This is a genomic window from Sphingomonas sp. YR710 (assembly GCF_900101455.1).
Lineage (GTDB): Bacteria > Pseudomonadota > Alphaproteobacteria > Sphingomonadales > Sphingomonadaceae > Rhizorhabdus.
On the sequence record NZ_FMZJ01000003.1, the window covers coordinates 83838 to 108089 of the forward strand.

General features: G+C 63.0%; 27 protein-coding genes. 11 read left to right on the plus strand and 16 right to left on the minus strand.

Going from position 1 to position 24252, the window contains the following annotated elements:
• Positions 1–4 precede the first annotated feature (4 nt).
• From fabF to BLS13_RS05020, 5 genes are all read right to left on the minus strand, one after another.
• Entirely contained in the window at positions 5–1264 is a 1260-nt protein-coding gene (fabF, locus tag BLS13_RS05000; RefSeq protein ID WP_093450314.1) for a beta-ketoacyl-ACP synthase II, read from the minus strand.
• Positions 1265–1422: 158 nt separating this feature from the next.
• Positions 1423–1659 carry an acyl carrier protein gene (locus BLS13_RS05005; RefSeq protein WP_037527066.1) on the minus strand — a complete coding sequence of 79 codons (237 nt, stop codon included), beginning with the start codon at positions 1657–1659 and terminating at the stop codon, positions 1423–1425.
• A 106-nt stretch (positions 1660–1765) separates the two neighbouring features.
• The gene (gene fabG, locus BLS13_RS05010) at positions 1766–2506 is read right to left on the minus strand and encodes a 3-oxoacyl-[acyl-carrier-protein] reductase (RefSeq protein WP_093450316.1); all 741 of its coding nucleotides are present in this window, start codon (positions 2504–2506) and stop codon (positions 1766–1768) included.
• A 129-nt stretch (positions 2507–2635) separates the two neighbouring features.
• Positions 2636–3571, minus strand: coding sequence for an ACP S-malonyltransferase (fabD, locus tag BLS13_RS05015; protein ID WP_093450318.1), 936 nt, complete (start codon positions 3569–3571; stop codon positions 2636–2638).
• A gap of 77 nt (positions 3572–3648) precedes the next feature.
• Positions 3649–4293: a hypothetical protein gene (locus tag BLS13_RS05020; RefSeq protein WP_371128182.1), complete on the minus strand. Its 645-nt coding sequence runs from the start codon at positions 4291–4293 to the stop codon at positions 3649–3651.
• Between the two features lie 279 nt (positions 4294–4572).
• Between BLS13_RS05020 and rpsF the strand changes: the two genes are divergently transcribed.
• From rpsF to rplI, 3 genes are read left to right on the plus strand one after another with little or no spacing between them, the layout of a single operon-like run.
• Complete coding sequence (rpsF, locus tag BLS13_RS05025; protein WP_093450320.1) at positions 4573–5019, plus strand: 30S ribosomal protein S6; 447 nt, start codon at positions 4573–4575, stop codon at positions 5017–5019.
• Between the two features lie 15 nt (positions 5020–5034).
• Entirely contained in the window at positions 5035–5259 is a 225-nt protein-coding gene (rpsR, locus tag BLS13_RS05030; RefSeq protein ID WP_037527061.1) for a 30S ribosomal protein S18, read from the plus strand.
• 13 nt (positions 5260–5272) lie between these two features.
• Positions 5273–5863 carry a 50S ribosomal protein L9 gene (rplI, locus tag BLS13_RS05035; protein ID WP_093450322.1) on the plus strand — a complete coding sequence of 197 codons (591 nt, stop codon included), beginning with the start codon at positions 5273–5275 and terminating at the stop codon, positions 5861–5863.
• A 78-nt stretch (positions 5864–5941) separates the two neighbouring features.
• Here rplI and BLS13_RS05040 read toward each other — a convergent pair whose 3' ends face one another.
• From BLS13_RS05040 to BLS13_RS05065, 6 genes are all read right to left on the minus strand, one after another.
• On the minus strand, positions 5942–6940 hold the full coding sequence (locus BLS13_RS05040; protein ID WP_093450323.1) for a sensor histidine kinase: 999 nt from the start codon (positions 6938–6940) through the stop codon (positions 5942–5944).
• 48 nt (positions 6941–6988) lie between these two features.
• Positions 6989–7774 carry a bifunctional hydroxymethylpyrimidine kinase/phosphomethylpyrimidine kinase gene (gene thiD / locus BLS13_RS05045; protein ID WP_256325713.1) on the minus strand — a complete coding sequence of 262 codons (786 nt, stop codon included), beginning with the start codon at positions 7772–7774 and terminating at the stop codon, positions 6989–6991.
• Positions 7771–9108 carry a phosphoglucosamine mutase gene (glmM, locus tag BLS13_RS05050; protein ID WP_093450325.1) on the minus strand — a complete coding sequence of 446 codons (1338 nt, stop codon included), beginning with the start codon at positions 9106–9108 and terminating at the stop codon, positions 7771–7773. Before glmM ends, thiD begins: the two co-directional genes overlap by 4 nt.
• Positions 9109–9179: 71 nt before the next feature.
• The gene (locus tag BLS13_RS05055) at positions 9180–10466 is read right to left on the minus strand and encodes an amidohydrolase family protein (RefSeq protein WP_093450326.1); all 1287 of its coding nucleotides are present in this window, start codon (positions 10464–10466) and stop codon (positions 9180–9182) included.
• Positions 10463–11839, minus strand: a complete 1377-nt coding sequence (locus tag BLS13_RS05060) for an amidohydrolase (RefSeq protein ID WP_256325726.1) — start codon at positions 11837–11839, stop codon at positions 10463–10465. The genes BLS13_RS05055 and BLS13_RS05060 overlap by 4 nt, the downstream gene beginning before the upstream one ends.
• Positions 11840–11867: 28 nt before the next feature.
• Positions 11868–13658: a peptide MFS transporter gene (locus BLS13_RS05065; RefSeq protein WP_093450330.1), complete on the minus strand. Its 1791-nt coding sequence runs from the start codon at positions 13656–13658 to the stop codon at positions 11868–11870.
• Positions 13659–13792: 134 nt separating this feature from the next.
• On the opposite strand from BLS13_RS05065, the gene BLS13_RS05070 reads away from it, so the two are divergent.
• From BLS13_RS05070 to BLS13_RS05080, 3 genes are read left to right on the plus strand one after another with little or no spacing between them, the layout of a single operon-like run.
• On the plus strand, positions 13793–14374 hold the full coding sequence (locus BLS13_RS05070; RefSeq protein WP_093450332.1) for a nitroreductase family protein: 582 nt from the start codon (positions 13793–13795) through the stop codon (positions 14372–14374).
• A gap of 42 nt (positions 14375–14416) precedes the next feature.
• Entirely contained in the window at positions 14417–14764 is a 348-nt protein-coding gene (locus BLS13_RS05075; protein WP_093450334.1) for a GntR family transcriptional regulator, read from the plus strand.
• A gap of 54 nt (positions 14765–14818) precedes the next feature.
• Positions 14819–15769: an L-threonylcarbamoyladenylate synthase gene (locus tag BLS13_RS05080; protein WP_093450636.1), complete on the plus strand. Its 951-nt coding sequence runs from the start codon at positions 14819–14821 to the stop codon at positions 15767–15769.
• Positions 15770–15772: 3 nt separating this feature from the next.
• On the opposite strand, the gene BLS13_RS05085 is transcribed toward BLS13_RS05080, so the two are convergent.
• The 5 genes from BLS13_RS05085 to BLS13_RS05100 form a co-directional block, all read right to left on the minus strand.
• A complete protein-coding gene (locus tag BLS13_RS05085; RefSeq protein ID WP_256325727.1) occupies positions 15773–16459 on the minus strand; it encodes a JAB domain-containing protein in 687 nt (228 codons plus the stop codon).
• Positions 16354–16788 (minus strand): hypothetical protein, encoded by a 435-nt coding sequence (locus tag BLS13_RS20960; RefSeq protein ID WP_256325730.1) that lies wholly within the window; start codon positions 16786–16788, stop codon positions 16354–16356. Before BLS13_RS20960 ends, BLS13_RS05085 begins: the two co-directional genes overlap by 106 nt.
• A gap of 63 nt (positions 16789–16851) precedes the next feature.
• Positions 16852–17199: a hypothetical protein gene (locus BLS13_RS05090; RefSeq protein ID WP_093450337.1), complete on the minus strand. Its 348-nt coding sequence runs from the start codon at positions 17197–17199 to the stop codon at positions 16852–16854.
• Positions 17200–17272: 73 nt separating this feature from the next.
• Positions 17273–17803, minus strand: coding sequence for a helix-turn-helix domain-containing protein (locus tag BLS13_RS05095; protein WP_093450338.1), 531 nt, complete (start codon positions 17801–17803; stop codon positions 17273–17275).
• A gap of 197 nt (positions 17804–18000) precedes the next feature.
• Positions 18001–19158, minus strand: coding sequence for an NAD(P)/FAD-dependent oxidoreductase (locus BLS13_RS05100; protein ID WP_093450340.1), 1158 nt, complete (start codon positions 19156–19158; stop codon positions 18001–18003).
• Between the two features lie 49 nt (positions 19159–19207).
• Here BLS13_RS05100 and BLS13_RS05105 point away from each other — a divergent pair, with 49 nt between their 5' ends.
• The 5 genes from BLS13_RS05105 to BLS13_RS05125 are packed head-to-tail and all read left to right on the plus strand — an operon-like array spanning position 19208 to position 24245.
• Positions 19208–19681, plus strand: coding sequence for an A24 family peptidase (locus BLS13_RS05105; protein ID WP_093450341.1), 474 nt, complete (start codon positions 19208–19210; stop codon positions 19679–19681).
• A 43-nt stretch (positions 19682–19724) separates the two neighbouring features.
• Positions 19725–20738, plus strand: coding sequence for a Flp pilus assembly protein CpaB (gene cpaB / locus BLS13_RS05110; protein ID WP_093450343.1), 1014 nt, complete (start codon positions 19725–19727; stop codon positions 20736–20738).
• The gene (locus BLS13_RS05115; RefSeq protein WP_093450344.1) at positions 20738–22330 is read left to right on the plus strand and encodes a type II and III secretion system protein family protein; all 1593 of its coding nucleotides are present in this window, start codon (positions 20738–20740) and stop codon (positions 22328–22330) included. The genes cpaB and BLS13_RS05115 overlap by 1 nt, the downstream gene beginning before the upstream one ends.
• Positions 22331–22338: 8 nt before the next feature.
• On the plus strand, positions 22339–22986 hold the full coding sequence (locus BLS13_RS05120; RefSeq protein ID WP_256325714.1) for a CpaD family pilus assembly protein: 648 nt from the start codon (positions 22339–22341) through the stop codon (positions 22984–22986).
• Positions 22983–24245 (plus strand): pilus assembly protein CpaE, encoded by a 1263-nt coding sequence (locus tag BLS13_RS05125; RefSeq protein WP_093450346.1) that lies wholly within the window; start codon positions 22983–22985, stop codon positions 24243–24245. The genes BLS13_RS05120 and BLS13_RS05125 overlap by 4 nt, the downstream gene beginning before the upstream one ends.
• Positions 24246–24252 lie beyond the last annotated feature (7 nt).

A 24252-nucleotide genomic window follows, 5' to 3' on the forward strand; every position in this document is an offset into this window, starting at 1 on the left:
CCCTTCAGATCGCCCGCATGATCAGGCTGGCATTGGTGCCGCCGAAGCCGAAGCTGTTGTTAAGCACGGCGCGAACCTTGCGCTTCTTTGCCTTGAGCGGCACCAGATCGAAATCCTCCAGCCCGTCGCTCGGATTTTCGAGATTGAGCGTCGGCGGCACGATCTGATCGCGGATCGCGAGGATGCAGAAGATCGATTCGACCGCGCCGGCACCGCCCAGCAGATGGCCGATCGCCGATTTGGTCGACGACATCGACACGGTCTTCAGCGCATCACCGAACAGGCGGCGGACCGCGCCGGCCTCAAGCTCATCCCCCAGCGGGGTCGATGTGCCGTGGGCGTTGATATAGTCGATGTCGTCCGGCTTCAGCCCAGCCTTGCGCAGCGCCATCTCCATCGACCGGAAGGCCCCGGAGCCTTCGGGATGCGGCGCTGTCACATGATAGGCGTCGCCTGACAGGCCATAGCCGATCACCTCGGCATAGATCTTCGCGCCGCGCGCCTTGGCATGCTCATATTCCTCAAGGCACACCACGCCGGCACCCTCGCCCATCACGAAGCCGTCGCGGGCCTTGTCATAAGGGCGCGATGCCCGTTCGGGCTCATCATTGAAATCGGTCGAGAGTGCGCGCGCCTGAGCGAAGCCGGCAATGCCGAGCGGGCAGATCGCACCCTCGGCGCCGCCTGCCAGCATGACATCGGCATCGTCCATCGCGATCATCCGCGCCGCGTCCCCGATCGCATGTGCGCCGGTCGAACAAGCGGTGACAACCGCATGGTTCGGGCCGCGCAACCCATATTTGATCGAGACCTGGCCCGAGATCAGGTTGATCAGCCGACCGTGGACGAAATGCGGAGAAACCCGCTTGGGGCCACGCTCATGGCAGATGATCGATTCGCTGGCGATGCCCGGCAGGCCGCCGATGCCCGATCCGATCGACAGGCCCGCGCGATAGCTTTCTTCAAGGGTCATGTCGGTCAGCCCGGCATCTTCGAGCGCCTGGCCAGCCGCATCGATCCCATAGATGATGAACGGATCGACCTGACGCTGCACCTTGTGATCGACCCTTTTGTTCGGATCGAAGCCATAAGGATGATCCGCCGGCTTCACCTCGCAGGCGATCTTGCAGGCGTGCTCGCTGGCATCGAAACGCGTGATCGGGCCTGCGCCCGATTTCGACGCCAGGATGTTGGCCCAGACCGTTTCGACGTCAGCACCCAGCGGCGTGACAAGTCCCAACCCGGTTACGACCACGCGGCGCATGGCATTCTCCCACTTGATTGTCTTGAAAGCTCTATTCTGAACGAGAAAACGGCCCCCCGCCCCATAGACACGCCCTGGGTCGGGAAGCCGTTCATCATTTCGGCTCTGGCGCCGTCGCCTCAGCGGGCAAGTGGCGGCTCAGCGGACCGGTTCGAAAATCAGCCCTTATTGGCTTCGATATAGCTGATCGCATCCTTGACGGTCGCGATCTTCTCGGCGGCATCGTCAGGGATTTCCACACCGAATTCCTCCTCGAACGCCATCACCAGTTCGACGATATCAAGGCTGTCGGCGCCCAGATCGTCGATGAAGCTCGCCTCTTCGGTTACCTTCTCGGCATCCACGCCGAGATGCTCGACAACGATCTTCTTAACGCGCTCGGCGGTCTCGCTCATATCTCTAACCTTCCTTGGGGTCTCTTTCCCGATGCCCTAAACGGGGCCGCGGTTGCTTGCAAGCGTGCAGTGAGGGGAGCAAGCGGAGCTGCCCCTCTATAAAAGTTCAGATCATCGCCATCCCGCCATTCACGTGCAGCGTCTGGCCCGTGACGTAAGACGCTTCGCGGCTCGCAAGATAGACGACGGCGCCGGCGATATCCGCCCCATCGCCCAGCTTTCCGGCCGGAATCCTGGTGAGTAACGACTGCTTCTGTGCTTCGGGCAACACATCGGTCATTGCCGACGCGATAAATCCCGGCGCCACGCAATTGACGGTGATGTTTCGGCTTGCCAGTTCCTGCGCCAGCGCCTTCGACATGCCGACCAGCCCGGCCTTGGAAGCCGCATAATTGGCCTGGCCCGGATTGCCGGTGGTGCCGACCACCGACGTGATCGTGATCACCCGGCCGAAACGCGCCTTCATCATCGGCTTGGTTGCCGCCCGGATCAGCCGGAACGCGGCCTCGAGGTTCACCGAGATGACCTGATCCCACTCCTCGTCCTTCATGCGCATGATCAGGTTATCGCGGGTCACGCCGGCATTGTTGACCAAAATGTCGATCTTGCCGCCAAGCGCCTCAACAGCGCGCGGAACGAGCCCGTCGACTGCGGCGGCATCGCCCAGATTGCAGGGCAGAATCACCGTATCCCCGCCGATTTCGGTCGCGACCGCATTCAGCGCCTCTTCGCGCGTGCCTGACAAAGCGATCTTGGCCCCCTGCGCCACGAGCGCCTTCGCGATCGCCGCACCGATCCCGCCCGATGCGCCGGTCACCAGTGCGGTCATCCCTGTAAGATCGAACATCCAATTTCTCCCCTGACCGTCATGCTGAACTTGTTTCAGCATTCACCGTGCCACAAGTAGAGCGGCGCGTGTTGAAGAGTGGATCCTGAAACAAGTTCAGGATGACGGGTTAATTCCTTAGCTCCGGCATCACAACGTGGCGGCAAAAGCCTCGATATCTGCCATCTTCACGATGCTGATCGCCCTAGCCTTGTCGGTGATGTCCTTCACCATCGGCCCGACGGCCTTGCCGCCAAACTCGACGAATTGCTCGACACCGGCATCGGCCATCGCGGCCACGCTCTCGCGCCACCGCACCGTGCCTGTCACCTGCTCGACGAGCAGCCGAACGATCTCCGATGGATCGGCGACGGGCGCTGCAATCACATTGGCGTAGACCGCCACCAGCGGGCTCTGGATCGCCGCCTTGGCCAACGCGTCGGCCATCGCATCGGCGGCGGGCTGCATCAGCGAGCAATGGAATGGTGCGGATACCGGCAACGGCAGGGCCCGCTTGGCGCCCTTTTCCTTCGCGATCAAGATCGCGCGATCGATCGCGGCCTTGTGGCCAGACACCACCACCTGACGGTTGCTATTGTCATTCGCCGCCTGGCACACCTCGCCCTGCGCCGCTTCCTCCGCGACCGCCCGTGCGCCGGCGAAATCGAGGCCGAGGAACACCGCCATCGCGCCTTCGCCAACCGGTACCGCCGCCTGCATCGCCTGCCCGCGCAATTTCAGCAACCTGGCGGTCGTCGACAGATCGATCGCCCCGGCCGCACACAAGGCCGAATATTCGCCCAGACTATGTCCTGCCACATAATCGGCCTTGTCCGGCAGGCTGAACCCGCCTTCCTTCAACAGCACGCGCAGCGTGGCTATCGCATTCGCCATGATCGCCGGCTGGGCGTTTTCGGTGAGCTGCAATTCGTCCGCCGGTCCCTCGGTCATCAGCCGGAACAGATTCTGGCCGAGCGCATCGTCGACTTCCTGAAACACTTCACGCGCAACCGCGCTGGCTTGCGACAGCGCAAGGCCCATGCCCACTGCCTGGCTGCCCTGCCCCGGAAATATGAATGCGCGCATGGTCGCCCCCCCCTGTTCGATCTCAGGCAGCCGCCACTAGGAAAGGCCTTTGCCCAAGGCAAGCAAAAGCCGATCCGTCATGACGGCAGGCGACCGAACGGCAGCAATTGCTTTGCCAGGTTTTGGGCCCCGCGTTTGTCGCCGGCCCGGAGCGGCACCAGCACGGCCGCGGCGCTTCGCTGCATCAGCCGATCGAGCGGATAGACGGTGCTGCCCCGGCTGGCCTCCTCGGCCAGCGCGCGCGCGCGCGCATCATCGGGATCGAGCGCCAGCCTCAGCAGAGCTGCCAGCCCCGGGAACATCGCCCGGCCGCCGCCCAACCCCACCGCCCGGTCCATCGCAGCCGTTCCATCGGCCTTGTCCGCACCGAGCACCATGCCTGCAACCAGCCCGCCCAACGCCGCAACCGAATCCAGATGCCAGGCGCCGATCGCGGCTTCGGCCTCTGGATCGCGCGGATCGGCCGCCACCAGCGCCGTGAACAGTTTGCGCGCGGCAAGCGCGTCAGCACGATTGCGGGTAAGTTTTGCCCGATAACCGATCGCCATCGCGCGAACGACGCTCGCTTCGCGGTCGTTCGGAATGCGTGCAAGGATGGCGTTGGCCGCAGCTTCGGATTGCGCCACCTGCGCTAGCGCCGTTGGCTGGTCGCGCGCCTGAAACGCCGCCTCGGTCAATATCTGCCGAGGCGTCGACGCCAGGGCCGGCGCGGCAATCATCATGGCCGCACCCATCAGGAGCGGCTGCCATCGGAAAACTGTCAATGCACCATTCGCCTTGCTATTCGTTGGATCCTGAACGTCTCAACCCGTGCTGCCAAGCCCTGTTCCATGAAATTGCGTGGGGGACCGCGCTTGCCTTTGCGGCCATCTTGCGTCATAGGCCGCCGCAATCGGGGTGAAGGGCCTGTCTCTTCGCCCTCGATTCATTTTTGAAGACAGCCGGAGGGGCGTTCGCATGGGGCGGCGTCAGCGATCGGCCAAATGCAAGGACGTGAACGCATGGCTCTCTACGAGCACGTGTTTCTCGCGCGTCAGGATCTGGCTCAAGCCCAGGTCGACGCGCTGGCGGAAATCGCCACCAAGATCGTTGAGGACGGTAAGGGCAAGGTCGTAAAGACCGAAAGCTGGGGCCTGCGTGGTCTCGCTTACCGCATCGCGAAGAACCGCAAGGCGCATTATGTGCTGCTGCAGATCGATGCCCCCGCAGGCGTCGTGGCAGAGCTTGAGCGCCAGACCGGCATCAACGAAGACATCATCCGCTACATGACCGTCCGCGTCGACGAGTTGGAAGCCGGCCCGTCCGCAATGATGCGCCGTGGCGAGCGCGAAGGCCGCCGTGGGGACCGTCCGGATCGTGGCGACCGCGGTGATCGTGGTGACCGAGGCGATCGTGGCGACCGGGGCGACCGCCCCCGCCGTGACCGTGATGACCGCGACGCGGCCTGAGGGAGATAGAACAATATGGCACGCGCATTTTTCCGCCGCCGCAAGAGCTGCCCCTTCTCCGCGAAGGACGCTCCCAAGATCGACTTCAAGGATGTACGCTTGCTGCAGGGCTTCGTGTCCGAGCGTGGCAAGATCGTCCCGTCGCGTATCACCGCGGTATCCGCAAAGAAGCAGCGCGAACTCGCCAAGGCGATCAAGCGCGCCCGGCATATCGGGCTTCTTCCCTACATCGTGAAATAAGGAGGGCTACGCTATGGACGTAATCCTGCTCGAACGAGTCGAGAAGCTCGGTCAGATCGGCGACATCGTTACTGTGAAGACCGGCTTCGCCCGGAACTTCCTGTTGCCCCGCAAGAAGGCGCTCCGCGCCAACGCGGCCAACAAGAAGATCTTCGAAGCCAACCGCGCGCAGATCGAAGTCGACAATGCCAATCGCCGCACGGCTGCCGTTGCGGAGGCCGAAGGGCTCAAGGGCACGTCGATTGTTCTGATCCGTCAGGCATCGAACACCGGCCAGCTCTATGGTTCGGTATCGGCCCGCGATCTTGCCGAAGCGCTGGAAGCCGACGGCACGAAGGTGCTCAAGTCGCAGATCGTGCTCAGCCGCCCGATCAAGGCGATCGGTGTGCATGACGTAAAGATCGTGCTCCACGCCGAAGTGACCCTGACGATCACCGTCAACGTCGCCCGGTCGCCGGAAGAAGCTGAACTGCAGTCGCAGGGCGTCGATGTCATGGCATCGATGTTCGAACGCGATGAAGCCGGCTTCACCGAAGACTATGATCCCAATGCCGAGCCGGGCGAACTGCCCGCCGACATGGCCGACGAGCCTACCGAAGGCTGATCCGTCGGCCATCGCACAAAGCCAAAAAGGGCCGTCCGGAGCGATCCGGGCGGCCCTTTTTATGCCGCAGGAACTGAACTACCGAAGCCGGACCCGGCAACTTGTCCCCTCGGGCGAAGTCTGGATCGATAATTCTCCGGACGCCTGCTGGACAAAGCCTGCAATCAGCCGACGGCCGAGACTGCCGTCGCGCCGTTTATCCGCGCCACCGCAGCCATCATCCTCAACGATCAGCTCGATCGCGCCGTCGACCCGCTGGAACAGGATCAGGATCCGCCCGCCGCGATCATCGGGAAAGGCATGTTTGGCAGCATTGGTGACGAGTTCGTTGACGATCAGACCGATCGAAACCGCCCGGTCGCGCGATATTTCGATCGGCTCGGATATGCAGACGATCCGCACCTGATCCGATCGCAGCAGGCCCGAAGACAGCGCCGCGCTCAGCTCTTCCAGATAGGCCTGCATATTGACTGAATCGACCTGCGCGCCGTCACGATACAGAAACCGGTGCGCGGTCGCGAAACTTTCGACCCGGTTGAGCGCGACGCCGAGTTCATCCCTCACTATATCGTCCGTCGCTCGTTGCCGCTGAAGCTGGATCAGCCCGGTGACCGCGGCAAAATTGTTCTTCACGCGATGATCGATCTCATGCAGCAGCAGATCACGCTCGGCGATCCGCGCTTCCCGCTCCGCCGCCGCGTCGACCACGGCGCGGCGAAAAATTTCGGCGAACAGGATGATGATGGTGCCGGCCACGATATTGACCAGCAGCCGCGGTCTATCGGCCATGACTTCCAGAATGAAATTGCCCGTTACCGGCAGCACGAAGTAAATGATGTAGGCAAAGGCCAGCGCATTGGCGATCACGCCGGCCAGCCAGCCACCAAACAGGGTTGCAGCCAGCACGAACGGATAGACCAGCGCGAACGGCCCAGCGGATGGCGAAACGATATCGACCACGACACGGACGCCGATAAACCCCAGTGCGCACAAAAGCGCGAAGATGATCTGGCCCATCCACACCGGCAACGCCGGCACGACGCGTGCGGAAAAATCCCATCCAGCCAGCCATTTCATAGACCGGTTAGAAATGGTCCGGCGATGGCTGTCAACACGCCTTAGTTCCTACGCCAACGTGCCACATTTGACAAAGCCGTGCCCCATCGGCCCATGGCCGGCGCCAAGGCCCGGGGCCGCCAGCATCGCGGCACGAACAAAATCCCGCCCGCGCGCCACGGCGTCTTCGATCGAAAGCCCCTGGCCGAGGCCTGTCGCGATCGCGCTGGCCAGGGTGCAGCCAGTGCCGTGATCATGGCGTGTGGCGATCCTGTCCGATCGCCATTCCACGGGTGGCCGGGCCCGGCGGACGAGCCGGTCTGAAAGTTGGTCGCCAGCCCCATGTCCACCCTTGACCAAGACGGCGCAGCCATGGCGTTTGGCCAGATCCTCGGCCGAACCGCCGAGCGCCGCCAGTTCGGGCAGATTCGGTGTCACCAGCGTGGCAAGATCCATCAACGCTGAAAAGGCCGCAATCGTGTCGCGATCAGCAAGCGCCGCGCCGCTGCTTGCGATCATCACCGGATCGAAGATGATCGGCAGGGACGTGAATTCCTGCAACCGGCGGGCGAGCGCCTCCGCGAGCGCGGCGCTGCCCAGCATGCCGATCTTGACGGCGTCGACGCCGATATCCGCCGCCACCGCATCGATCTGTGCCAGGACGATTTCCACCGGCACCAAATGCACCGCCGCCACGCCGATCGTGCTCTGTGCCGTGATCGCGGTGATCGCCGTCATCGCATGGCCGCCGAGCATCGTGACCGTCTTGATGTCGGCCTGGATTCCGGCGCCACCGCCCGAATCCGATCCGGCTATGATCAGGATGCGCGCCGTTCCGGGGGAAATGGTGCTCACGCGGCCCTGCGCACGGCCTCGCAAATCTGATCGACCATCGCCTCAACGAGGCCCTTATCCTCGCCCTCCGCCATCACCCGAATCAGCGGTTCGGTGCCCGATTTGCGGATCACCAGCCGGCCGGTGCCGTCAAGCCTCTGCTCTGCATCCGCGATCGCCGCCTTGACCTTCTCGTCCTTCAGCGGCTCGCCGCCGGCGAAGCGGACATTCTTCAGCAATTGCGGCAACGGATCGAACAGATGAAGCAATTCGGCCGACGGCCGGCCGCTTTCGACCAGTTGCGCCAGCACCTGCAACGCCGCGATCAGGCCATCACCCGTGGTTGCATGATCCGTCATAATGATGTGGCCCGATTGCTCGCCACCGACATTATACCCCTCGGCGCGCATCGCCTCGACGACATAACGATCGCCCACTTGCGTGCGGTGGAGCTTCAGTCCCTTCCCGCCCAGAAAGCGTTCGAGCCCGAGGTTCGACATCACCGTCGCGACGACGCCACCCCCGCGCAACTCGCCGCGCGCTTGCGCGCCGGAAGCGATCAGCGCCATCAACTGATCGCCGTCGACGACCTTGCCATGATTGTCGACCACGATCAGGCGATCGGCATCGCCGTCGAGCGCTATGCCGATATCGGCGCGCGTCTCGCTGACCTTCGCCTGCAGCGCCTTGGGGTCGGTCGAACCGCATTTCTCGTTGATATTGGTCCCGTTCGGCGAAACCCCGATCGTGATGACGTCGGCGCCCAATTCCCACAGAGCGGACGGCGCAACATCATAAGCCGCCCCGTTGGCGCAATCGAGCACGATCCGCAGCCCGTCGAGCCGCAGATGCTCGGGAAAGCTCGATTTGACCGCGTGAACATAACGGCCACGCGCATCCTCCACCCGACGAGCCCGCCCGATATCGGCGGAGGCCACGAGCCGCACCGGCTGATCGAGCGCCTTCTCGATGATCGCCTCGTCATCGTCCGAGAGCTTGTAGCCATCGGGACCGAACAGCTTGATACCGTTATCGGCAAACGGATTATGGCTGGCGGAGATCATCACGCCCAGATCGGCGCGCATCGATCGGGTGAGCATCGCCACCGCCGGCGTCGGCATCGGGCCTACCATCACCACATCCATGCCCACGCTAGTGAACCCCGCCACCAGCGCCGATTCCATCATATAGCCCGACAGCCTTGTATCCTTGCCGATCACCACCCGATGGCGGTGATCCCCGCGCTGAAAATGCGCGCCGGCGGCCTGCCCGACCTTCATTGCGATCTCGGGCGTCATCGGGCTCTCATTGGTCCGCCCGCGAATGCCGTCGGTTCCGAAATATCTACGCGTCATGCTGTTGCCCTTCGCGGCCGTGGCCGCCCGTCTACCTGAAGCCCTTCCCCGCAAGCGGGAGAGGGCTCATATCAATGCTCATAGGCCTTCGGCAAATTCTTCTCGCCGGGATCGAGGTACCGATCGCGCAATCGCGTCTGGCGGCTCGTCATCGGCTGGGCAACGCCATCGATGAAGATGGCCGTCGGCGCCGATGCGAGCTCCAGCGGATCGCCGTCCCATATCACGACATCGGCGCGACGGCCGGGCCTCAGCGATCCGATCTCCCCGTCCATCCCGATCGCCGCGGCCGGCTTCGACGTGATCGTCGCGAACGCAGCCCCCCAGTCGAGCCCCTGCGCGCCAGGTATTTTCGTCAGCGCGACGAGGTTGCCGGCATATTGGGCGAGGTAGGATTCATAAGGCCCTTCGGAAATGTCCGCGTTGGACAAGGCCACCATAACGCCAGCCCGGCTGAGCCGCCCGATGTTCGACTGGGTCGCCGACAAGGTTTCGAACTTCTCGGGCAGATCGACAAGCCCGGCGGCGATCACCGGCACATGCGCCGCGGCGATATCGCCGGCCACCCGCCAACCTTCGGTCGCGCCGACCAGCACGAGCTTCAACCGCGGAAAATCGGCTTTCAGCGCCAGGGTCGCCTTGATATCGGCAACTCGTTCGACATGCACCAGCAGCGGCATCTGTCCGCGCACCACGGGCCCCAGCGCTTCAGCATCCTGCCGGGTGATCAACGAGCTCTTGTCTGCGAACGATGCGCCCGCCGGATTGCCGGCGGCGGCCAAAGCGGTCCGCAGCAGGACATGTGCCGCCGGACGGCTACCGCCGGAATGATCGGTCGCGTCCTCACCCAGTTCGACATATTGGAACGCCCGCGCGCGGGTCACCGGATCGAGATCGGCACCCAGATCGATGACCGCGCCTTGTCCGGCGAACATTGTATTCTCCGCCGATGGTATCACGAACGCCCGCGTGACCCCGGCCGAACGCTCGATGGCAATGCGCTGACCGCTCGCATCGATGGCGGGGGCGATATCGATCGCCGCGGAGAAGGGGGACTTCGGCGCCGAGGCATCGTTGGTCTCCGGCATGCCATAGCCGTCGAGGATGCCGAGCGTGCTGACGCCGGCGATGATACCGGGCGAGACCCATTTGCCGCGCGCGTCGATCACGCGCACGCCCGCCGGAACGGCGACACCCGCGCCGGCCGCGACGATACGGCCATTGGCGATCACCACCGTACCGGACTCGATCGGCTGCGATCCATCACCGATAGCCAGCTTGCCGCCGGTGATCGCGATCGTCTCGGCGGACAGCGGTGCGGCGATCAAGGCCGCCGCGGCGAGAAGGAGATGCTTCATTTCACGTCTCCTTCGCCGGGCTGGCCAAGCTCGAAATCGCTGACCGGCCGCAACTTCGGATTATAGGCATCGTAGAGCATCGCGCCGTCGATCCAGACCTTTTCGGGCCGCGTGTAAACGCTGAACGGATTGCCGTTCCATAGCACGACATCGCCCATCTTGCCCGCCTTCAGGCTGCCGGTCCTGTCGGCGATGCCCAGCGCCTTCGCCGGGTTGATCGCCAGCCATTCCCACGCGACTTCATCCGGAATGACGATCCCGGCGCGCCGGCCCGCCGCCAGTCCTTTCGCCACTTCCTGATTCAGTCGCTGGATGCCGTTCTGATCGTCCGAATGGATCGTAACGCATGCCCCCGCCTTCTGCAGCAAGGCGAGATTCTCGCGAACGCCGTCATAGCTTTCCATCTTGAAGCCATACCAATCGGCCCACACCGCCGCGCATATGCCATTGGCCTTGAGCAGGTCGGCGATCTTGTAGGCCTCCACCGCATGATGGAACGCGCTGACATGATAGCCGAACTCCTTCGACATATCGATCACATTGGCCATTTCGTCGGCGCGGTAGCAATGGTTGTGGACAAGGATTTCGCCGTTGAGCACACCCATCAGCGTGTCCATCGCGATGTCGCGGCCCGGGATCTCGCCACCCTTGCTCTCAAATTTGTCCCATTTGCGCTTATATTCGACGGCCTTGATCCAGGTCTGGCGATCGACCGCGATATTGCCCATCCGGGTTGATGGCTCGCGATTCTTGGATCCATAGACACGCTTGGGATTTTCGCCGCACGCCATCTTGAGGCCATACGGCGCGCCCGGAAACTTCATCCCCTGCGTGGTGCGCGCATAGACGTTCTTGAGCACCACCGAGCGACCGCCGAACAGGTTGGCCGACCCCGGCAGGATCTGCAGGGTCGTCACACCGCCATTGGCCAGCGCCCGGCTGAAGCCGGGATCCTGCGGCCAGACGCTATGTTCGGCCCAGACATCCGCGGTAACGGGGCTGGTCGCCTCATTGCCGTCCGACAGCGCCTTCACACCGGGTGAGGGATAGTCCCCCAGATGGCTGTGCACGTCGATGATGCCCGGCGTCACCCATTTGCCATGCGCGTCGATCGTCGTGGTCCCCGCAGGGATCGGCGTACCGGGCCCGCCGACCGCCATCACCTTGCCGTCATTGAGCAGCACCGTGCCATTCTCGATCCGGCCGCCTTCGCCATCGTAGATAGTGGCACCCACGATCGCCGTCGGCACCGACGGATAGGCGTGATAGGTCGACGGATAGGGATCGTGCGAGAAGCCCTTGCCCTTTCCGGGCGGCGGACTTTCCGACGCCGCCGTCTTCGGCGGTTCCGCCTGGGTACATGCCGTTGCCAGCAGCGACAGCGCGATGATTGCCTTGAGCTTATTGGACACCGTGCATCCACTTCTTGAGCGCGAACGAAATGACGAACAACAAGGCGCCGATGCTGATCGCAATCAGACCGATCGTCTGGAACACGCCGGCATAGGTATCAAGGCTGACCTTGAGGTTGGTTACCTGCCCGCCGACCGTCTCGACGCTCGCGACCTGCGCGACCACGCCGGCCACATATTGTGCGCAGGAGATCGAGAGGAACCACACCCCCATCATCAGCCCGACGACACGGGCGATCGACAATTTGGTGATCATCGAAAGGCCGACCGGCGAGATGCACAGTTCGGCCATCGAATGGATCAGGTAGAGCAAGGCGAGCCACCAGACCGACACCTTGAAGTCCGGACCGGCATAATGTGTGCCCCACACGAGCGCCAGGAATCCCAGGCCGACGCCAGCCAGCCCGATCGCGAACTTGATCGGAATCCCCGGCTCCCATCCGCGCCGGCCCAGCGCGTTCCACATCACGCTGAAAAACGGCGCCAGCGCGACGATGAAGAAGGCGTTGAAGAATTGCGTCTGCCCCGCCGACATCGTGAACAGCCCAAACACCGACAAATCGGTGTTGCGATCGGCAAACAGGGTCAGCGACGATCCTGCCTGTTCGAACAGGGTCCAGAAGGTGACGTTGAACACGATGAGCACGATCGCCGCCATCATCATCTGAAACTCGACCTTGTTACCGACCCGCCATGACCACAGCGGAATGCCGATGACCGAGATCAGGAAGGTCGTGAACAGCACCTTGCCCATGATTGACAGGCCGAGCAGATAGCCAAGAATGCCGCTGCCCGGCGCCGCCTTCGGCGTGTTCATCAGGTTGACGAACAGGAACCACATCACGGGCACTGCAACCACCGCGCCCAGATAGATCAGCAGGCTGCGATCGCTTGTCTGGCCCGGTGGCGGATCACCATAGCCGTGCAGCTTGCTTCCACTGAACTGGATCAGCGCCCATGACAGCAACATACCGATCGCGGCGAGGCCGAACCCGGCCCACCAGCCGACCGCGACCGCCAGAAACGGACACAGGATCTGCGAGAAAAGCGACCCGAGGTTGATCCCCATATAGAAGATCGTGAATCCCGCATCGCGCCGACGATCGCCCATTGCATAAAGCGAGCCGACGATCGTCGATATGTTCGGTTTGAAAAAGCCGTTGCCGACCGTGATCATCGACAATGCGATCAGCATCAGCATCGTATGAAATGTGCTGCGATCGGCACCCGGCTCGAACCCGCTTTTGGCGACCGTCCGTGCCACCGTGCCATCGGGTGCCAGCAGCGAGACGGTCCCGTCATCCTGGCCCTTGATCGTCAGATGCTGTCCGCCGGCGACCACATATTGCGTGTCGGAGCTTCCCGCCCGATCGATTCCGACCTCGTAGCGTGTGCCGTCGATCATCGCATAGGGTTTCGCCGTCGGCCCGCCAAAACACAAAACGAAATAGCCGAAAGCCATCACGATCGCGCCGAATTTGACCGATTTCTTGGATCCCAGATAACGATCGGCAATCATTCCGCCGACGAGCGGGGTGAGATAGACGAGCGCTGTAAAGCCGCCATAAAGGCCGTTGGTGGTCTGATCGTTGAACAGGAAATGCTTGGTCAGATAGAGCGTGAGCAGCGCCCGCATGCCATAATAACCGAACCGCTCCATCGCTTCGGTGGTGAAGAGCCGGGCAAGCTGCCTGGGGTGCCCGAACCAGGTATCGCCGTCACTTCGGCTCAGATGGGATGAGGGAGGCTCTGTCGTCGCGTCAGCGGAGCTTTGGACCATGAAATGCTTTCTGTCTTATCGTGCGGGTGTCGGCGGCAGTCGGCCAGCCCATCACCGGAATGCTGTGAGACTAAAGGGATTTTCGTCGCTGTGAAGCCGATTGTTGCCGGCCCATGCCGCTGGTACGAAACGCAATGTTCAACGACCTGTCCTCCACCGCCGCGCTTCTCGCCACCCGCCGATCCGGCAAGCCGCGCGACATGATAGCGCCGGGCCCAGACGAGGTGGATTTGTGCCGGATTCTCGATGCGGCCATGCGTGTGCCCGATCATGGCAAGCTATCGCCCTGGCGGTTCGTCATCATCCCCGCCGATCGCCGCCCGGCCTTTGCCGATCGGCTCCAGCAGGCCTATCGCGCCGAAAAGCCCGACGCCGGACGCCTCGAGCTCGAGGCGATAGCGCAATTTGCCGGGCAGGCCCCGACGATGGTCGCGGTGCTTTCGACGCCGGCGCAGGGCCGCGACATTCCGTTGTGGGAACAGCAATTGTCGGCGGGCGCGGCCTGCATGACGATGCTGATCGCCGCCCATGCGCTGGGCTATGTCGGATGCTGGCTCACCGGATGGCCCGCCTATAGCGATGATGTCCGCGATGCGCTGGGCGGCGGGGCGAACGATCGTATCGCCGGCTTCCTCTTCATGGGATCGCCGTCGCGCCCGCTCAAGGAGCGCCCCCGGCCGACGCGCGAAGCTATCGTTTCGACGTGGAAAGGATGATTGGGATTGACGCGCCATGCTGTGTTACCACAGTGTCACGCAATGAGCAGCCAGGACCGTCCCGTCTATCTTCGCCTTCGCGACATCATCGCCGATTCCATATTGGACGGCACGTATGGCGATGGCGAGGCGCTACCCTCCGTCCGCGTCTTTGCCGCCCAGCATGGCGCCAATCCGCTGACGGCCGCCAAGGCCTATCAGGGCTTTCAGGATGACGGGCTGGTTGTGGTCAAACGCGGCGTTGGCATGTTCGTGGCCGAAGGCGCCGCCGATCGGCTGCGCAGCGAGGCGCGCGCGCGCTTCCTGAACGAAGAATGGCCCCGCGTCGTGCGCACGATGCAGCGCCTTCGGATCGATCCGGCCGACCTGCTGGAGCGGGCTGGGAGCTGAGGACGGCCCGGCGGTCGAACATGATGCTCTTTGGTATGGATTTCAGCTGTTATGATGTCCGACCCTAGCTTCCCCGTGATCCTGCCGGCCGATTCCGCGGGCATCGCCCGTGCGGCAGGCCTGATCATCGAGGGCAAACCGGTCGCCGTCCCAAGTGAGACTGTGTATGGGCTGGCCGCCGACGCAACCTCGGGGGAGGCTGTCGCCACCATCTACGCCGCCAAGGGGCGCCCTGGTTTCAATCCGCTGATCGTCCATGTTACCGACCTCTCCGCCGCCCAGGCGATTGCCATAATGTCTCCGCTCGCCCAGCGCCTTGCCCACGCGTTCTGGCCAGGGCCGTTGACGATGGTGCTGCCGATCGCGCCTAATTCCCCGATTGCCGGGCTCGTCACTGCCGGCCTGCCCACGGTCGCCGTTCGGATGCCTGCCCACCCGATCATGCGCGCGCTGATCGCCGCCGCCGGCCGGCCGCTGGCCGCCCCTTCGGCCAATGCGAGCGGAACGATCAGCCCGACCTGCGCAAGCCATGTCGCACGCTCGCTTGCCGGCCGCATTCCCATGATCCTCGATGGCGGTCCAACCGCGGTGGGAATCGAATCCACGATCATCGGTGTCGACGAAAATGAAATCCGGTTGCTGCGCGAGGGGCCGATTACGGCGAGCGATCTCACCGCCGCAACGGGGCTGGAGATACAGGCCGCCATCCCCGGCCGGATCGACGCACCCGGCCAGTTGAGCAGCCACTATGCTCCGGCCAAGCCGCTGCGACTAAACGCCCTGACAGCTCAGCCCGACGAATATCTGATCGGCTTCGGCCCGGTTGCCGGCAATATCAGCTTGTCGGCGACGGGGGATCTCATCGAAGCCGCCGCTCGCCTGTTCGCCCTGTTGCACAGCGCCGACGAACAGGCAGAGCGGCGTATCGCGGTCGCACCGATACCAACGATCGGGCTTGGCGCCGCTATCAACGATCGGCTTCGTCGGGCCGCGGCTCCCCGCTGAGGGTCAGAGCAGCCCGCGCTCGCGAAAGCTTGTCCAGCCCGACTTGGCTATCACCAGATGGTCATGGATCGCGATCTCCAGCGCCGAAGCCGCCGCCACGATCCGTTCGGTTGCCTCGATATCGCCCCGGCTAGGATAGGGATCGCCCGAGGGATGGTTGTGGACGAGGATCAACGCTGTCGCACCGAGCTCCAGCGCGCGCTTCATGATTTCGCGCGGATAGATCGGCGCCTGGGTTACCGATCCCTTGCCCATCACCTCATCGCGCAACAGGCTGTTGCTGGCATTGAGGAACAATACCCGCAGATGTTCGGACGAAGCATACGCCATGCTGGCGAGCAGATAATTGATCAGCGCTTCCGATGTCGAAAAGACCGGGCCGCGCCGCGCCTCGATCCGCAGCGAGTGCAGCATGGTCGCCCGAACGACCATCAGGAAGTCGACGGCATTATGATCGTCCGGGATACACGCTTTCAGCGCGTCCGGCCCCGCCGCCAGGATCGCCGGCAGCGATCCGAATTCATTGATCAGGCGAGATGCCAGCGTATCGGCGCGCGACCAGCCAAGCGGCTGCAGCAGCGATTCTAGGAGCGTTTTGCATTGCTCTTCGCTGCGATATGGTCCGCCCTCGCCCCAATCACCAAGGCCGCCAGCATCGGATAAGCCCAGAACCCTTGCGCTATCGAATATGCGCGCGGGACGATCGCCGGATCGACGAACTTTGCGAGATGTGTCGCGACCCCGATGATTTGAAATGCAGTTGTCCATAGTGGCCAGAATTTGTCACTGCGTAATGCCAAGGTCAGAAAGGCCGCGAGAACAGCGAGATCTATCAGCATCGCGCCCACCAGATGGGCGTGGAGCTTCGAAAACGCGAATCCCACCACCGGTGTCAAAAAGGATCCAGCGATCATGATGCCGGCACCGATCAGCTCTGATTGTCCGCCAAAGCGGATGGCATAGGCGCAGGAAGAAAGCAGGGTGACGAGGTAGGTCGCCAGGAGAATGTAGAAAATCATTTCCGGACCGGACCATAAGGCTATGATCCGGTCAAGCTCCCCTAGCCTTCCTCATCGCGAACGTCAGGCTGCGTTGCGCTTGACGATCGAAAGGCCCCCATTGTTGTGCTCGGACTTGAGCTCAAGGCCACCAAGGGCAACGTTGCGCAGACCGATCTGGTCGCGGGCTTCAGCCAGGTGGTGATGCGTGTCGATGATGCCGCGGCGCGCGCGCACCAGCGACGAAAATGTCTCAGCGGCCGACTCTAAAGCGCCATTCCCGATCACGGCGGAAATATTCGCTTCGCAACGAGCGACGGGCATGTAGCCAGAGAGATCGGCGATGGCGGTGAGGGCAGCGTCAATGGCGTGCTCGGCTGCGATCAGACGGTTCGCAAGTTCCTGAGCGACTTCGCGGCGTTTGATGAGCATGTGAATCTCCCTGCGCGCCGCTTCACAAACGGCACGTTGAATCTGATAAATTTTTGTAGAATTTGCGCTTGGGCTAAAGCAGCCGCGATAGCGCATCAAGTCCGGCCAACAGCATGCCGAACGAGAGGGCCGTGCCAACCGCTATAGCGGCGATCCAGCCTAGTCGGGAAACATATCCTAGGTCATTCCGCGCTCCTCCGGCTGTCGGGAGCGGCAGTCGGAAGGATTGTTGGACCGGCCAGGCATTCGCCCGAAAAGCGACCTGCTCTTCTCTGACCGCGTCACCGAAACCCTGTTCGAAATGCCGCTGCTCCTGCTGAGCAATAGGCATATCTCTGGCCATTATCGGGGGCTGCGCAACGTGCGGTGCTTGATATAGGGGCGATTGATATAGCTCTGGACGCTCATGCTGAGCGAGCATACGGGCGGCCTCGAAGCGATTGGCAGCACCCAGTGTCTGGATTGCAACGCGCAGCCGTTGGTCGACAGTGTGCGGCGAAATATCAAGTGCGCGGGCGATATCCTTGGAAGACATGTGCATCAGCACCATCCGGAGGCAGGCGCGCTGTCCCTCCGACAATTTGGCAACAGACTCTGTTTCCATGGTGCTCTGACCCTATCGACGCCGCTTCACGAACCTTCGCATACATATGACGAGTGGCTGTGGTGGTCCACCGAAACTGGACGAACGACATGATGCAAAGACGAAATACCGCAGAATTCGTCGATTCGAATTAGGCCGGAGGCGCTGTCGACTGCCGATAAAACCATCTCAGCATGCCGCAAAACCGGCGAATCAGCCTAAGTGATTCGTCGATTCGGGAAGCAACCGGAATATTTTGTTTGGAAGCGGGACGGCCCATATCGATCGATATCAATGCTTGATACAGCTGATGGCAATTCGCGCGCCAACAGAATTGCGGCGCCGATCATTGCCGCCGCAGGCGCCGTCTGGATCCCGAAACCACCCTGCCCGGCGAACCAGAAGAATCCCGGAGCCTGACAGTCTGGCCCATAAACCGGCGCCCGATCCGGTGAGAAGCTGCGCAGCCCCGCCCAGGCTTTCTCCCGCTTCACGATCTTCCAGTCGACGACCTGTTCCAACCGGTCGATCGCAAGAGCAACATCATAATCATCAGGCGCGATATCCGATGCAATGGCCGGCGTCTCGTCATGCGGTGATAGCCAGATCCGGCCGCCCGCCTCCGGCTTGAAATAATATCGACCGGCGGCATCGATTACCAACGGCAGCTCCGCCGGTGCCGCAGGCTCCACCAGCAGTTGAACGACGGTTCGCCGATAGGGCGTGATCGCGATCGGCATCGCGCCTGCCAAAGCCGCGATCTCGGTTGCCCAGGCTCCTGCGGAATTGACGATCACCGAAGCCTCGACCTGCCCTGCGGTTGTGCTGAGCCGCCAACCGGGACCTGCGCGCTCGATCCCGATAACCCGCGCGTCGCAGATCAACCGCCCGCCGGCACGCCTAGCGGCCCCTAGATAATGGGCATGGAGTGCGGCCACATCGATATCGGAACAGCTTGGTTCGGCGAGTGCATCATCGAATCCTCTCCGAATCCCGGGCAAAATCGATGCGATCGATGCCCGCCCCATCCGCTCCAGCCGGATCCCGCGCCCCGCGAATTCCGCCGCCAGACGATCTAACGCCGCGCCTCCTCCCGGCGCAGCGAGATGAAGCGCGCCGCGCGGGCCAAGGAAGCCACTCCGCCGAAGCCAATCGCCCGACGCGCTCGTCAAAGGTTGCACGGCCGGGCCCCCATAGGTTTCTGACCAGAACGCGGCCGATCGGCCTGTGCTGTGATAGCCCGGCTGCGCCTCTGCTTCGATCAGCAGCACATTGGCATCGCCGCCGATCTCGGCCGCCAGGCTCGCGCCCGCCATACCGGCACCGATGATGGCGATGTCACAACGGGCGACGGGCTGGATTAACGGCGGCAACATCCGCGTCAGTTACGTTTTGGTAAGCGTGTCCGTCTAGCTTTGCTTTGCCATGTCGAACATTCTGCCCCAGATTTTTACGATCCTGCTGATCGTCCTGATGCTGATCGCAGGGTGGACGGATATCCGCAGCCGCACGATTCCCAATGAAGTCAACGCGGCGATCGCTCTCCTCGCGGTCGGGTGGTGGTTCGTGTGCGGCCTTCCCTTATGGCCGGCGATCGGCGTCCGCATCGCCGTCGCACTCGTGGTGTTCGCGATCTTCGCGCTATTGTTCGCCTTCCGAATGATGGGCGGCGGCGACGTGAAAATGATCGCCGCACTCGCTTTGTGGCTCCCGTTCGCCTCGCTCATGACCATGCTGACCGTGATGGCGTTGGCCGGCGGCGTCATCACATTGTTCCTGCTCGTCCGTCACCGCTGGCGCCCAAATGAGAACAAGCCGCAGGTTCCCTATGGCATCGCGATCGCGATCGGCGGGCTTTGGGTGAGCGGGAACGGCTTGTTAACCATGCCAGGCTCATAGCCGTTGCACAGGCGATAAGCCCCGAGACGAGGCACCCGGACCGATGGACGCGAAGAAACTGTTGCTGCTGATCCTGGCGCTGGTAATGGCCGGAATTTCGGCGTTCATGGCACGCGGCCTGTTTGGCGGCGAAAGCCAGGCGCGTGCCGAAGCCGCGCCGGCGCCTGCCGCGGCCATTCCGTCGGGTCCGGAAGTGCTGGTCGCCATTCGGCCGATGCCAGTCGGAACGATCGTCGGCCCCGAAAGCTTTCGCTTCCAGCGCTGGCCGAGCGAACTCGTCGGCAAGAACTATTTCCTCAAGGGCGAGAGCGACCTTGCCGCGCTCAACGGCACGGTCGTCCGCTCTGCGCTGACCGCCGGTGCGCCGCTGACGCAGGGATCGCTCGTCAAGCCCGGTGACCGCGGCTTCCTGGCGGCCGCGCTCGGCCCCGGCATGCGCGCGGTGACGGTGGCGGTATCGGCGCAATCCGGTGTGGCGGGTTTCGTTTTTCCCGGCGACCGTGTCGATCTGGTGTTAACGCAAGAGGTAGCGGGTGGTGGCGACGGTCCGCCGCTGAAAGCCGCCGAGACGATCATCCGCAACGTCCGCGTTCTCGCCACCGATCAGCGCACCGACAAGCACGTCGACGATGACGGCAAGACCGTCGTCGCGCAATTTTCCAATGTCACGATGGAAGCCACGCCGCGCATCGCCGAAAAGATCGCGGTCGCGCAGGCGATCGGCCAATTGTCGCTCTCGCTGCGATCGATCGCAGACAATCAGGCCGAACTCGAAGATGCCGTGGCATCCGGCGCGGTCAAGCTACCCGCCGCCGCCGATCCCCGCGCCGAGCGGCAGATGTTGCTTCAAGTCGCAGCCCGGCCGATCGACACCGATACCACTTATACCGTGGGCGCCGATGTATCGCGTTTCCAGCGCAGCTCGATCCCACCCCGGGTGGGCGGCGCCGCGCCCATGCCGTCACCCGGATCGGGCGGAACCCCGGCACCGGCGGGCCCCGCTGTGCGCATCGCGCGCGGCAACGTCGTGTCCACACAGCCGATCGGAGGCCGCTGATGCGCACCCTGGCATTGCGCCATTCAGCGGCCGCTATATTCGCCGCACTAGCGGTCGCCGGCCCCGGGATGGCGGCCACGCCCCTCCCCGCATTCACCCGTCATGCATCGATCGGCAAGCCCGAGGAAACTACGACATTGTCGATTGGCTCGGGCCAGATGGTGCGTCTTCCCGAGCCGATGACAGACCTGTTCGTCGCAGACGACAAGATCGCCGATGTGCAGGTCAGATCCTCCCAGATGCTTTATATATTCGGCAAGGGTGCGGGCGAAACCGCGGTCTATGCCACGGACAAATCGGGCAAGGTCCTGTGGTCGTCCACCGTAAGGGTCGGCGCCAATATCTCCAGCGTCGATGCTATGCTGAAGCTCGCCATGCCCGAGGCCGCGATCACCGCCACCACGATGAACGGGATCGTCCTGCTGACCGGAACGGTCGCCGCACCGACCGATATCGAGGAAGCCCAGAAGCTCGTCGAAAAATTCGTCGGTGAGCAGACCCAGGTCGTCAACCGGCTCAAGTCGGCGACGCCGCTGCAGGTCAGCCTGCACGTCAAGATCGCCGAGGTCAGCCGCGAATTCGCCAAGCAGATCGGCGTCAACCTGCTCAACCGCGACACGACCGGCGGATTCCTGTTCGGTATCGCGCAGGGTCGCAGCTTCGGCACGATCGGCAATCGCGACATCAGCGCGCTGCCAAAGGTGGACGCTTCGGCCAATTATGGATTCCCCGCCGGCTCGCTGTCACTGCCGTTCGATCCGGCGACCGGCCAGTTCGTCACCGGGCCGGGAACGGCCTATTCGCTGAGCGGCCTTCTGTCGGCGGGTACCAGCCTTGGATTCGCTGGCAAGTTCCTGGGTATGGATCTGGCGGCGGCGATCGACCTCGCCGAGAATGACGGGCTGGTGACGACCCTGGCCGAACCCAATCTTACCGCCCTGTCCGGCGAAACCGCCAGTTTCCTCGCCGGTGGTGAAATCCCCATCCCGATTTCGGGCGGGCTTGGTTCGGTCTCAGTCGAATTCAAGCAATATGGCGTCAGCCTGTCCTTCACGCCGACGGTGCTCGCAGGCGGCCGGATTTCGTTGCGCGTACGCCCCGAGGTGTCACAATTGTCGTCGGCCGGCGCCGTCAAACTCAACGGCTTCACAATCCCCGGCATCAGCACGCGCCGCGCGGAAACCACGGTCGAACTTGGCTCAGGCCAAGCGTTCATGATCGGCGGGTTGATGAGCAACGGCCAGAACAACACGGTCGACAAGGCGCCGTTCCTCGGCGATCTGCCTGTGCTTGGCGCGTTGTTCCGATCAAACGGTTTCAAGCGCAACGAAACCGAACTGATGATCGTCGTCACGCCCTATCTGGTGCGACCGGTGTCTCCTAATCAGATTGCGCTGCCGACCGACGGCTATCGCGCGCCAACAGACGGGCAGAGGGTGATTGCCGGTCAGTCATTCGATGGCAAAAGCGGCGAGCAACGCGCGGTGCCGCACACCGCCAGTCCCCGCACGATAGCGCCCCCTGCCGGCAAGCAATCTGTGCGGGATCAAGGTCCATCGTCCGTCCCCGATGCCGGCTTCTCGGTGAATTGAGCGCTCCAATGGAACAGATCATGCCGCAACGCCGCCACTTGCTGATCCTGACAATGGCCCTTGTACTGCCCTGGGCGCCAGCCATGGCGGATCGGTACAATCGCGGCGTCTCATCGGTCCACCAGCCGATCGTCCAGCGCGACGATTATGTGCTCGACGTGCCCGCCGGCGCGCTCGGTATCGCCGATCGCGATCGCATCCTGCAATGGTTCGCCGCCATCAACCTGGGCTATGGTGATCGTGTAAGTATCGACGGCAGGGCTGCGGGCGACGCTACCGATACCAGCAGCATCGCGGCTCTAGTGGGGCGCTATGGCCTGTTCGTGACCCCCGGCGCGCCGATCACCCAAGGCGATGTCGCCGCCGGCAACCTGCGCATCATCGTCAGCCGTTCAACCGCCAGCGTTGCCGGCTGCCCCGATTGGAGCCAACCCTCGCAACCCAATTTCACGTCATCGGCCATGTCCAATTATGGCTGCGCGATCAATTCGACGATGGCGGCAATGGTCGCCGATCCACAGGATCTGGTCCGCGGCGTGGCCGCACAAGGCGGCGATGCGGAAACCGCGACCAAGGCGATCCGAAGCTGGCGTGAAGCCATGCCGACGGCAAAGGGCGGCCTCAAGGTTGAATCGGTAAAAGGCGGCCAACCATGAACGCCCCCTTCAATTCGCGCACATCCACCCGCCATCCCTTCGCCGCTTATGTCTGTGACGATGTCAGCGCGGAATTGCTCAAGCCGTTGGTGTTCGAACTCGGATGGCCGCCGGAATCGGTCAATCGCGGCGGTTTGCGCGGCGCGATCCAGGCGCTTTCGGTATCGGCGAGCCCCACCATATTGTTCGTCGATCTGGCCGACACTGCCGATCCGCTGAACGACGTCAGCGCATTGGCCGAAGTATGCGAGCCGGGCACAGTCGTGATCGCCGCGGGGACGGTGAACGATGTGCGATTGTACCGCGAACTGCTGAACAGCGGTATTCAGGACTATCTGCTGAAGCCTTTTACCGCCGATCAGGTCCGCGATTCGCTGGCGCAGGCGCAGATGATGCTTATGGGCGCGCGCCCGATCGATCCGGCCGATGACCATATCCACCTGATGACCGCGGTGATCGGGGTTCGCGGCGGCATCGGCGCGTCGTCGATCGCCGCGTCGCTGGCGTGGTTGATGGGCGAAAATGGCGGACACCGCACCGCATTGCTCGATCTGGATGTGCATTTCGGCACCGGCGCATTGGCGCTGGATCTGGAACCCGGGCGCGGCCTCACCGACGCAATCGACAATCCTTCTCGGATCGACGGGCTGTTCCTCGAACGCGCGCTGGTGAGGGCCAACGATAAATTATCGGTGCTCTCGGCCGAGGCGCCGATCAACGCGCCGATCCTGACCGACGGCGCAGCCTATTTCCAGCTTCAGGAAGAAATGAAGTCGGCGTTCGAATGCACCGTCGTCGATGTGCCGCGCCACATGATGGTCCAGCATCCGCACCTCTTCCACGATGTGCAGTCGATCGTGCTCGTCGTAGATCTCACTCTGGCAGCGACCCGCGATACGATCCGCATCCTTGCATGGCTGCGCAACAATGCGCCGCAGGCTGGCATCCTGATCGTCGCGAACCGCATCCATCCGAGCCTGACCGAAATCGGTCGCAAGGATTTCGAATCATCAATCGAACGGCCGATCGATTTCGTCCTGCCTTACGACCTGAAACAGGTCGTCAACGCCGCCAAGCTCGGCAAGTCGATCGCCGAAGCCGCGAAAACCGCCAAAATCGGCCAAACCCTCGCCCAGATTTCGCGAAAACTGCTCCAGCTCGTGGCGGACGATCCCGCATCTGAAGGCAGCCATAAGGCATCCCTGCTCGACGAACTTCTGACCGTCTTCAAGTCCAAGTCCAAAATCGCACGCAAATGACCGGCGG

Coding starts and splice junctions, on each gene's coding strand:
- fabF (WP_093450314.1), bottom strand. CDS start 1,264: ATGCGCCGCGTGGTCGTAACCGGGTTGGGACTTGTCACGCCGCTGGGT.
- BLS13_RS05005 (WP_037527066.1), bottom strand. CDS start 1,659: ATGAGCGAGACCGCCGAGCGCGTTAAGAAGATCGTTGTCGAGCATCTC.
- fabG (WP_093450316.1), bottom strand. CDS start 2,506: ATGTTCGATCTTACAGGGATGACCGCACTGGTGACCGGCGCATCGGGC.
- fabD (WP_093450318.1), bottom strand. CDS start 3,571: ATGCGCGCATTCATATTTCCGGGGCAGGGCAGCCAGGCAGTGGGCATG.
- BLS13_RS05020 (WP_371128182.1), bottom strand. CDS start 4,293: ATGATGATTGCCGCGCCGGCCCTGGCGTCGACGCCTCGGCAGATATTG.
- rpsF (WP_093450320.1), top strand. CDS start 4,573: ATGGCTCTCTACGAGCACGTGTTTCTCGCGCGTCAGGATCTGGCTCAA.
- rpsR (WP_037527061.1), top strand. CDS start 5,035: ATGGCACGCGCATTTTTCCGCCGCCGCAAGAGCTGCCCCTTCTCCGCG.
- rplI (WP_093450322.1), top strand. CDS start 5,273: ATGGACGTAATCCTGCTCGAACGAGTCGAGAAGCTCGGTCAGATCGGC.
- BLS13_RS05040 (WP_093450323.1), bottom strand. CDS start 6,940: ATGAAATGGCTGGCTGGATGGGATTTTTCCGCACGCGTCGTGCCGGCG.
- glmM (WP_093450325.1), bottom strand. CDS start 9,108: ATGACGCGTAGATATTTCGGAACCGACGGCATTCGCGGGCGGACCAAT.
- BLS13_RS05055 (WP_093450326.1), bottom strand. CDS start 10,466: ATGAAGCATCTCCTTCTCGCCGCGGCGGCCTTGATCGCCGCACCGCTG.
- BLS13_RS05065 (WP_093450330.1), bottom strand. CDS start 13,658: ATGGTCCAAAGCTCCGCTGACGCGACGACAGAGCCTCCCTCATCCCAT.
- BLS13_RS05070 (WP_093450332.1), top strand. CDS start 13,793: ATGTTCAACGACCTGTCCTCCACCGCCGCGCTTCTCGCCACCCGCCGA.
- BLS13_RS05075 (WP_093450334.1), top strand. CDS start 14,417: ATGAGCAGCCAGGACCGTCCCGTCTATCTTCGCCTTCGCGACATCATC.
- BLS13_RS05080 (WP_093450636.1), top strand. CDS start 14,819: ATGTCCGACCCTAGCTTCCCCGTGATCCTGCCGGCCGATTCCGCGGGC.
- BLS13_RS20960 (WP_256325730.1), bottom strand. CDS start 16,788: ATGATTTTCTACATTCTCCTGGCGACCTACCTCGTCACCCTGCTTTCT.
- BLS13_RS05090 (WP_093450337.1), bottom strand. CDS start 17,199: ATGCTCATCAAACGCCGCGAAGTCGCTCAGGAACTTGCGAACCGTCTG.
- BLS13_RS05095 (WP_093450338.1), bottom strand. CDS start 17,803: ATGGAAACAGAGTCTGTTGCCAAATTGTCGGAGGGACAGCGCGCCTGC.
- BLS13_RS05100 (WP_093450340.1), bottom strand. CDS start 19,158: ATGTTGCCGCCGTTAATCCAGCCCGTCGCCCGTTGTGACATCGCCATC.
- BLS13_RS05105 (WP_093450341.1), top strand. CDS start 19,208: ATGTCGAACATTCTGCCCCAGATTTTTACGATCCTGCTGATCGTCCTG.
- cpaB (WP_093450343.1), top strand. CDS start 19,725: ATGGACGCGAAGAAACTGTTGCTGCTGATCCTGGCGCTGGTAATGGCC.
- BLS13_RS05115 (WP_093450344.1), top strand. CDS start 20,738: ATGCGCACCCTGGCATTGCGCCATTCAGCGGCCGCTATATTCGCCGCA.
- BLS13_RS05120 (WP_256325714.1), top strand. CDS start 22,339: ATGGAACAGATCATGCCGCAACGCCGCCACTTGCTGATCCTGACAATG.
- BLS13_RS05125 (WP_093450346.1), top strand. CDS start 22,983: ATGAACGCCCCCTTCAATTCGCGCACATCCACCCGCCATCCCTTCGCC.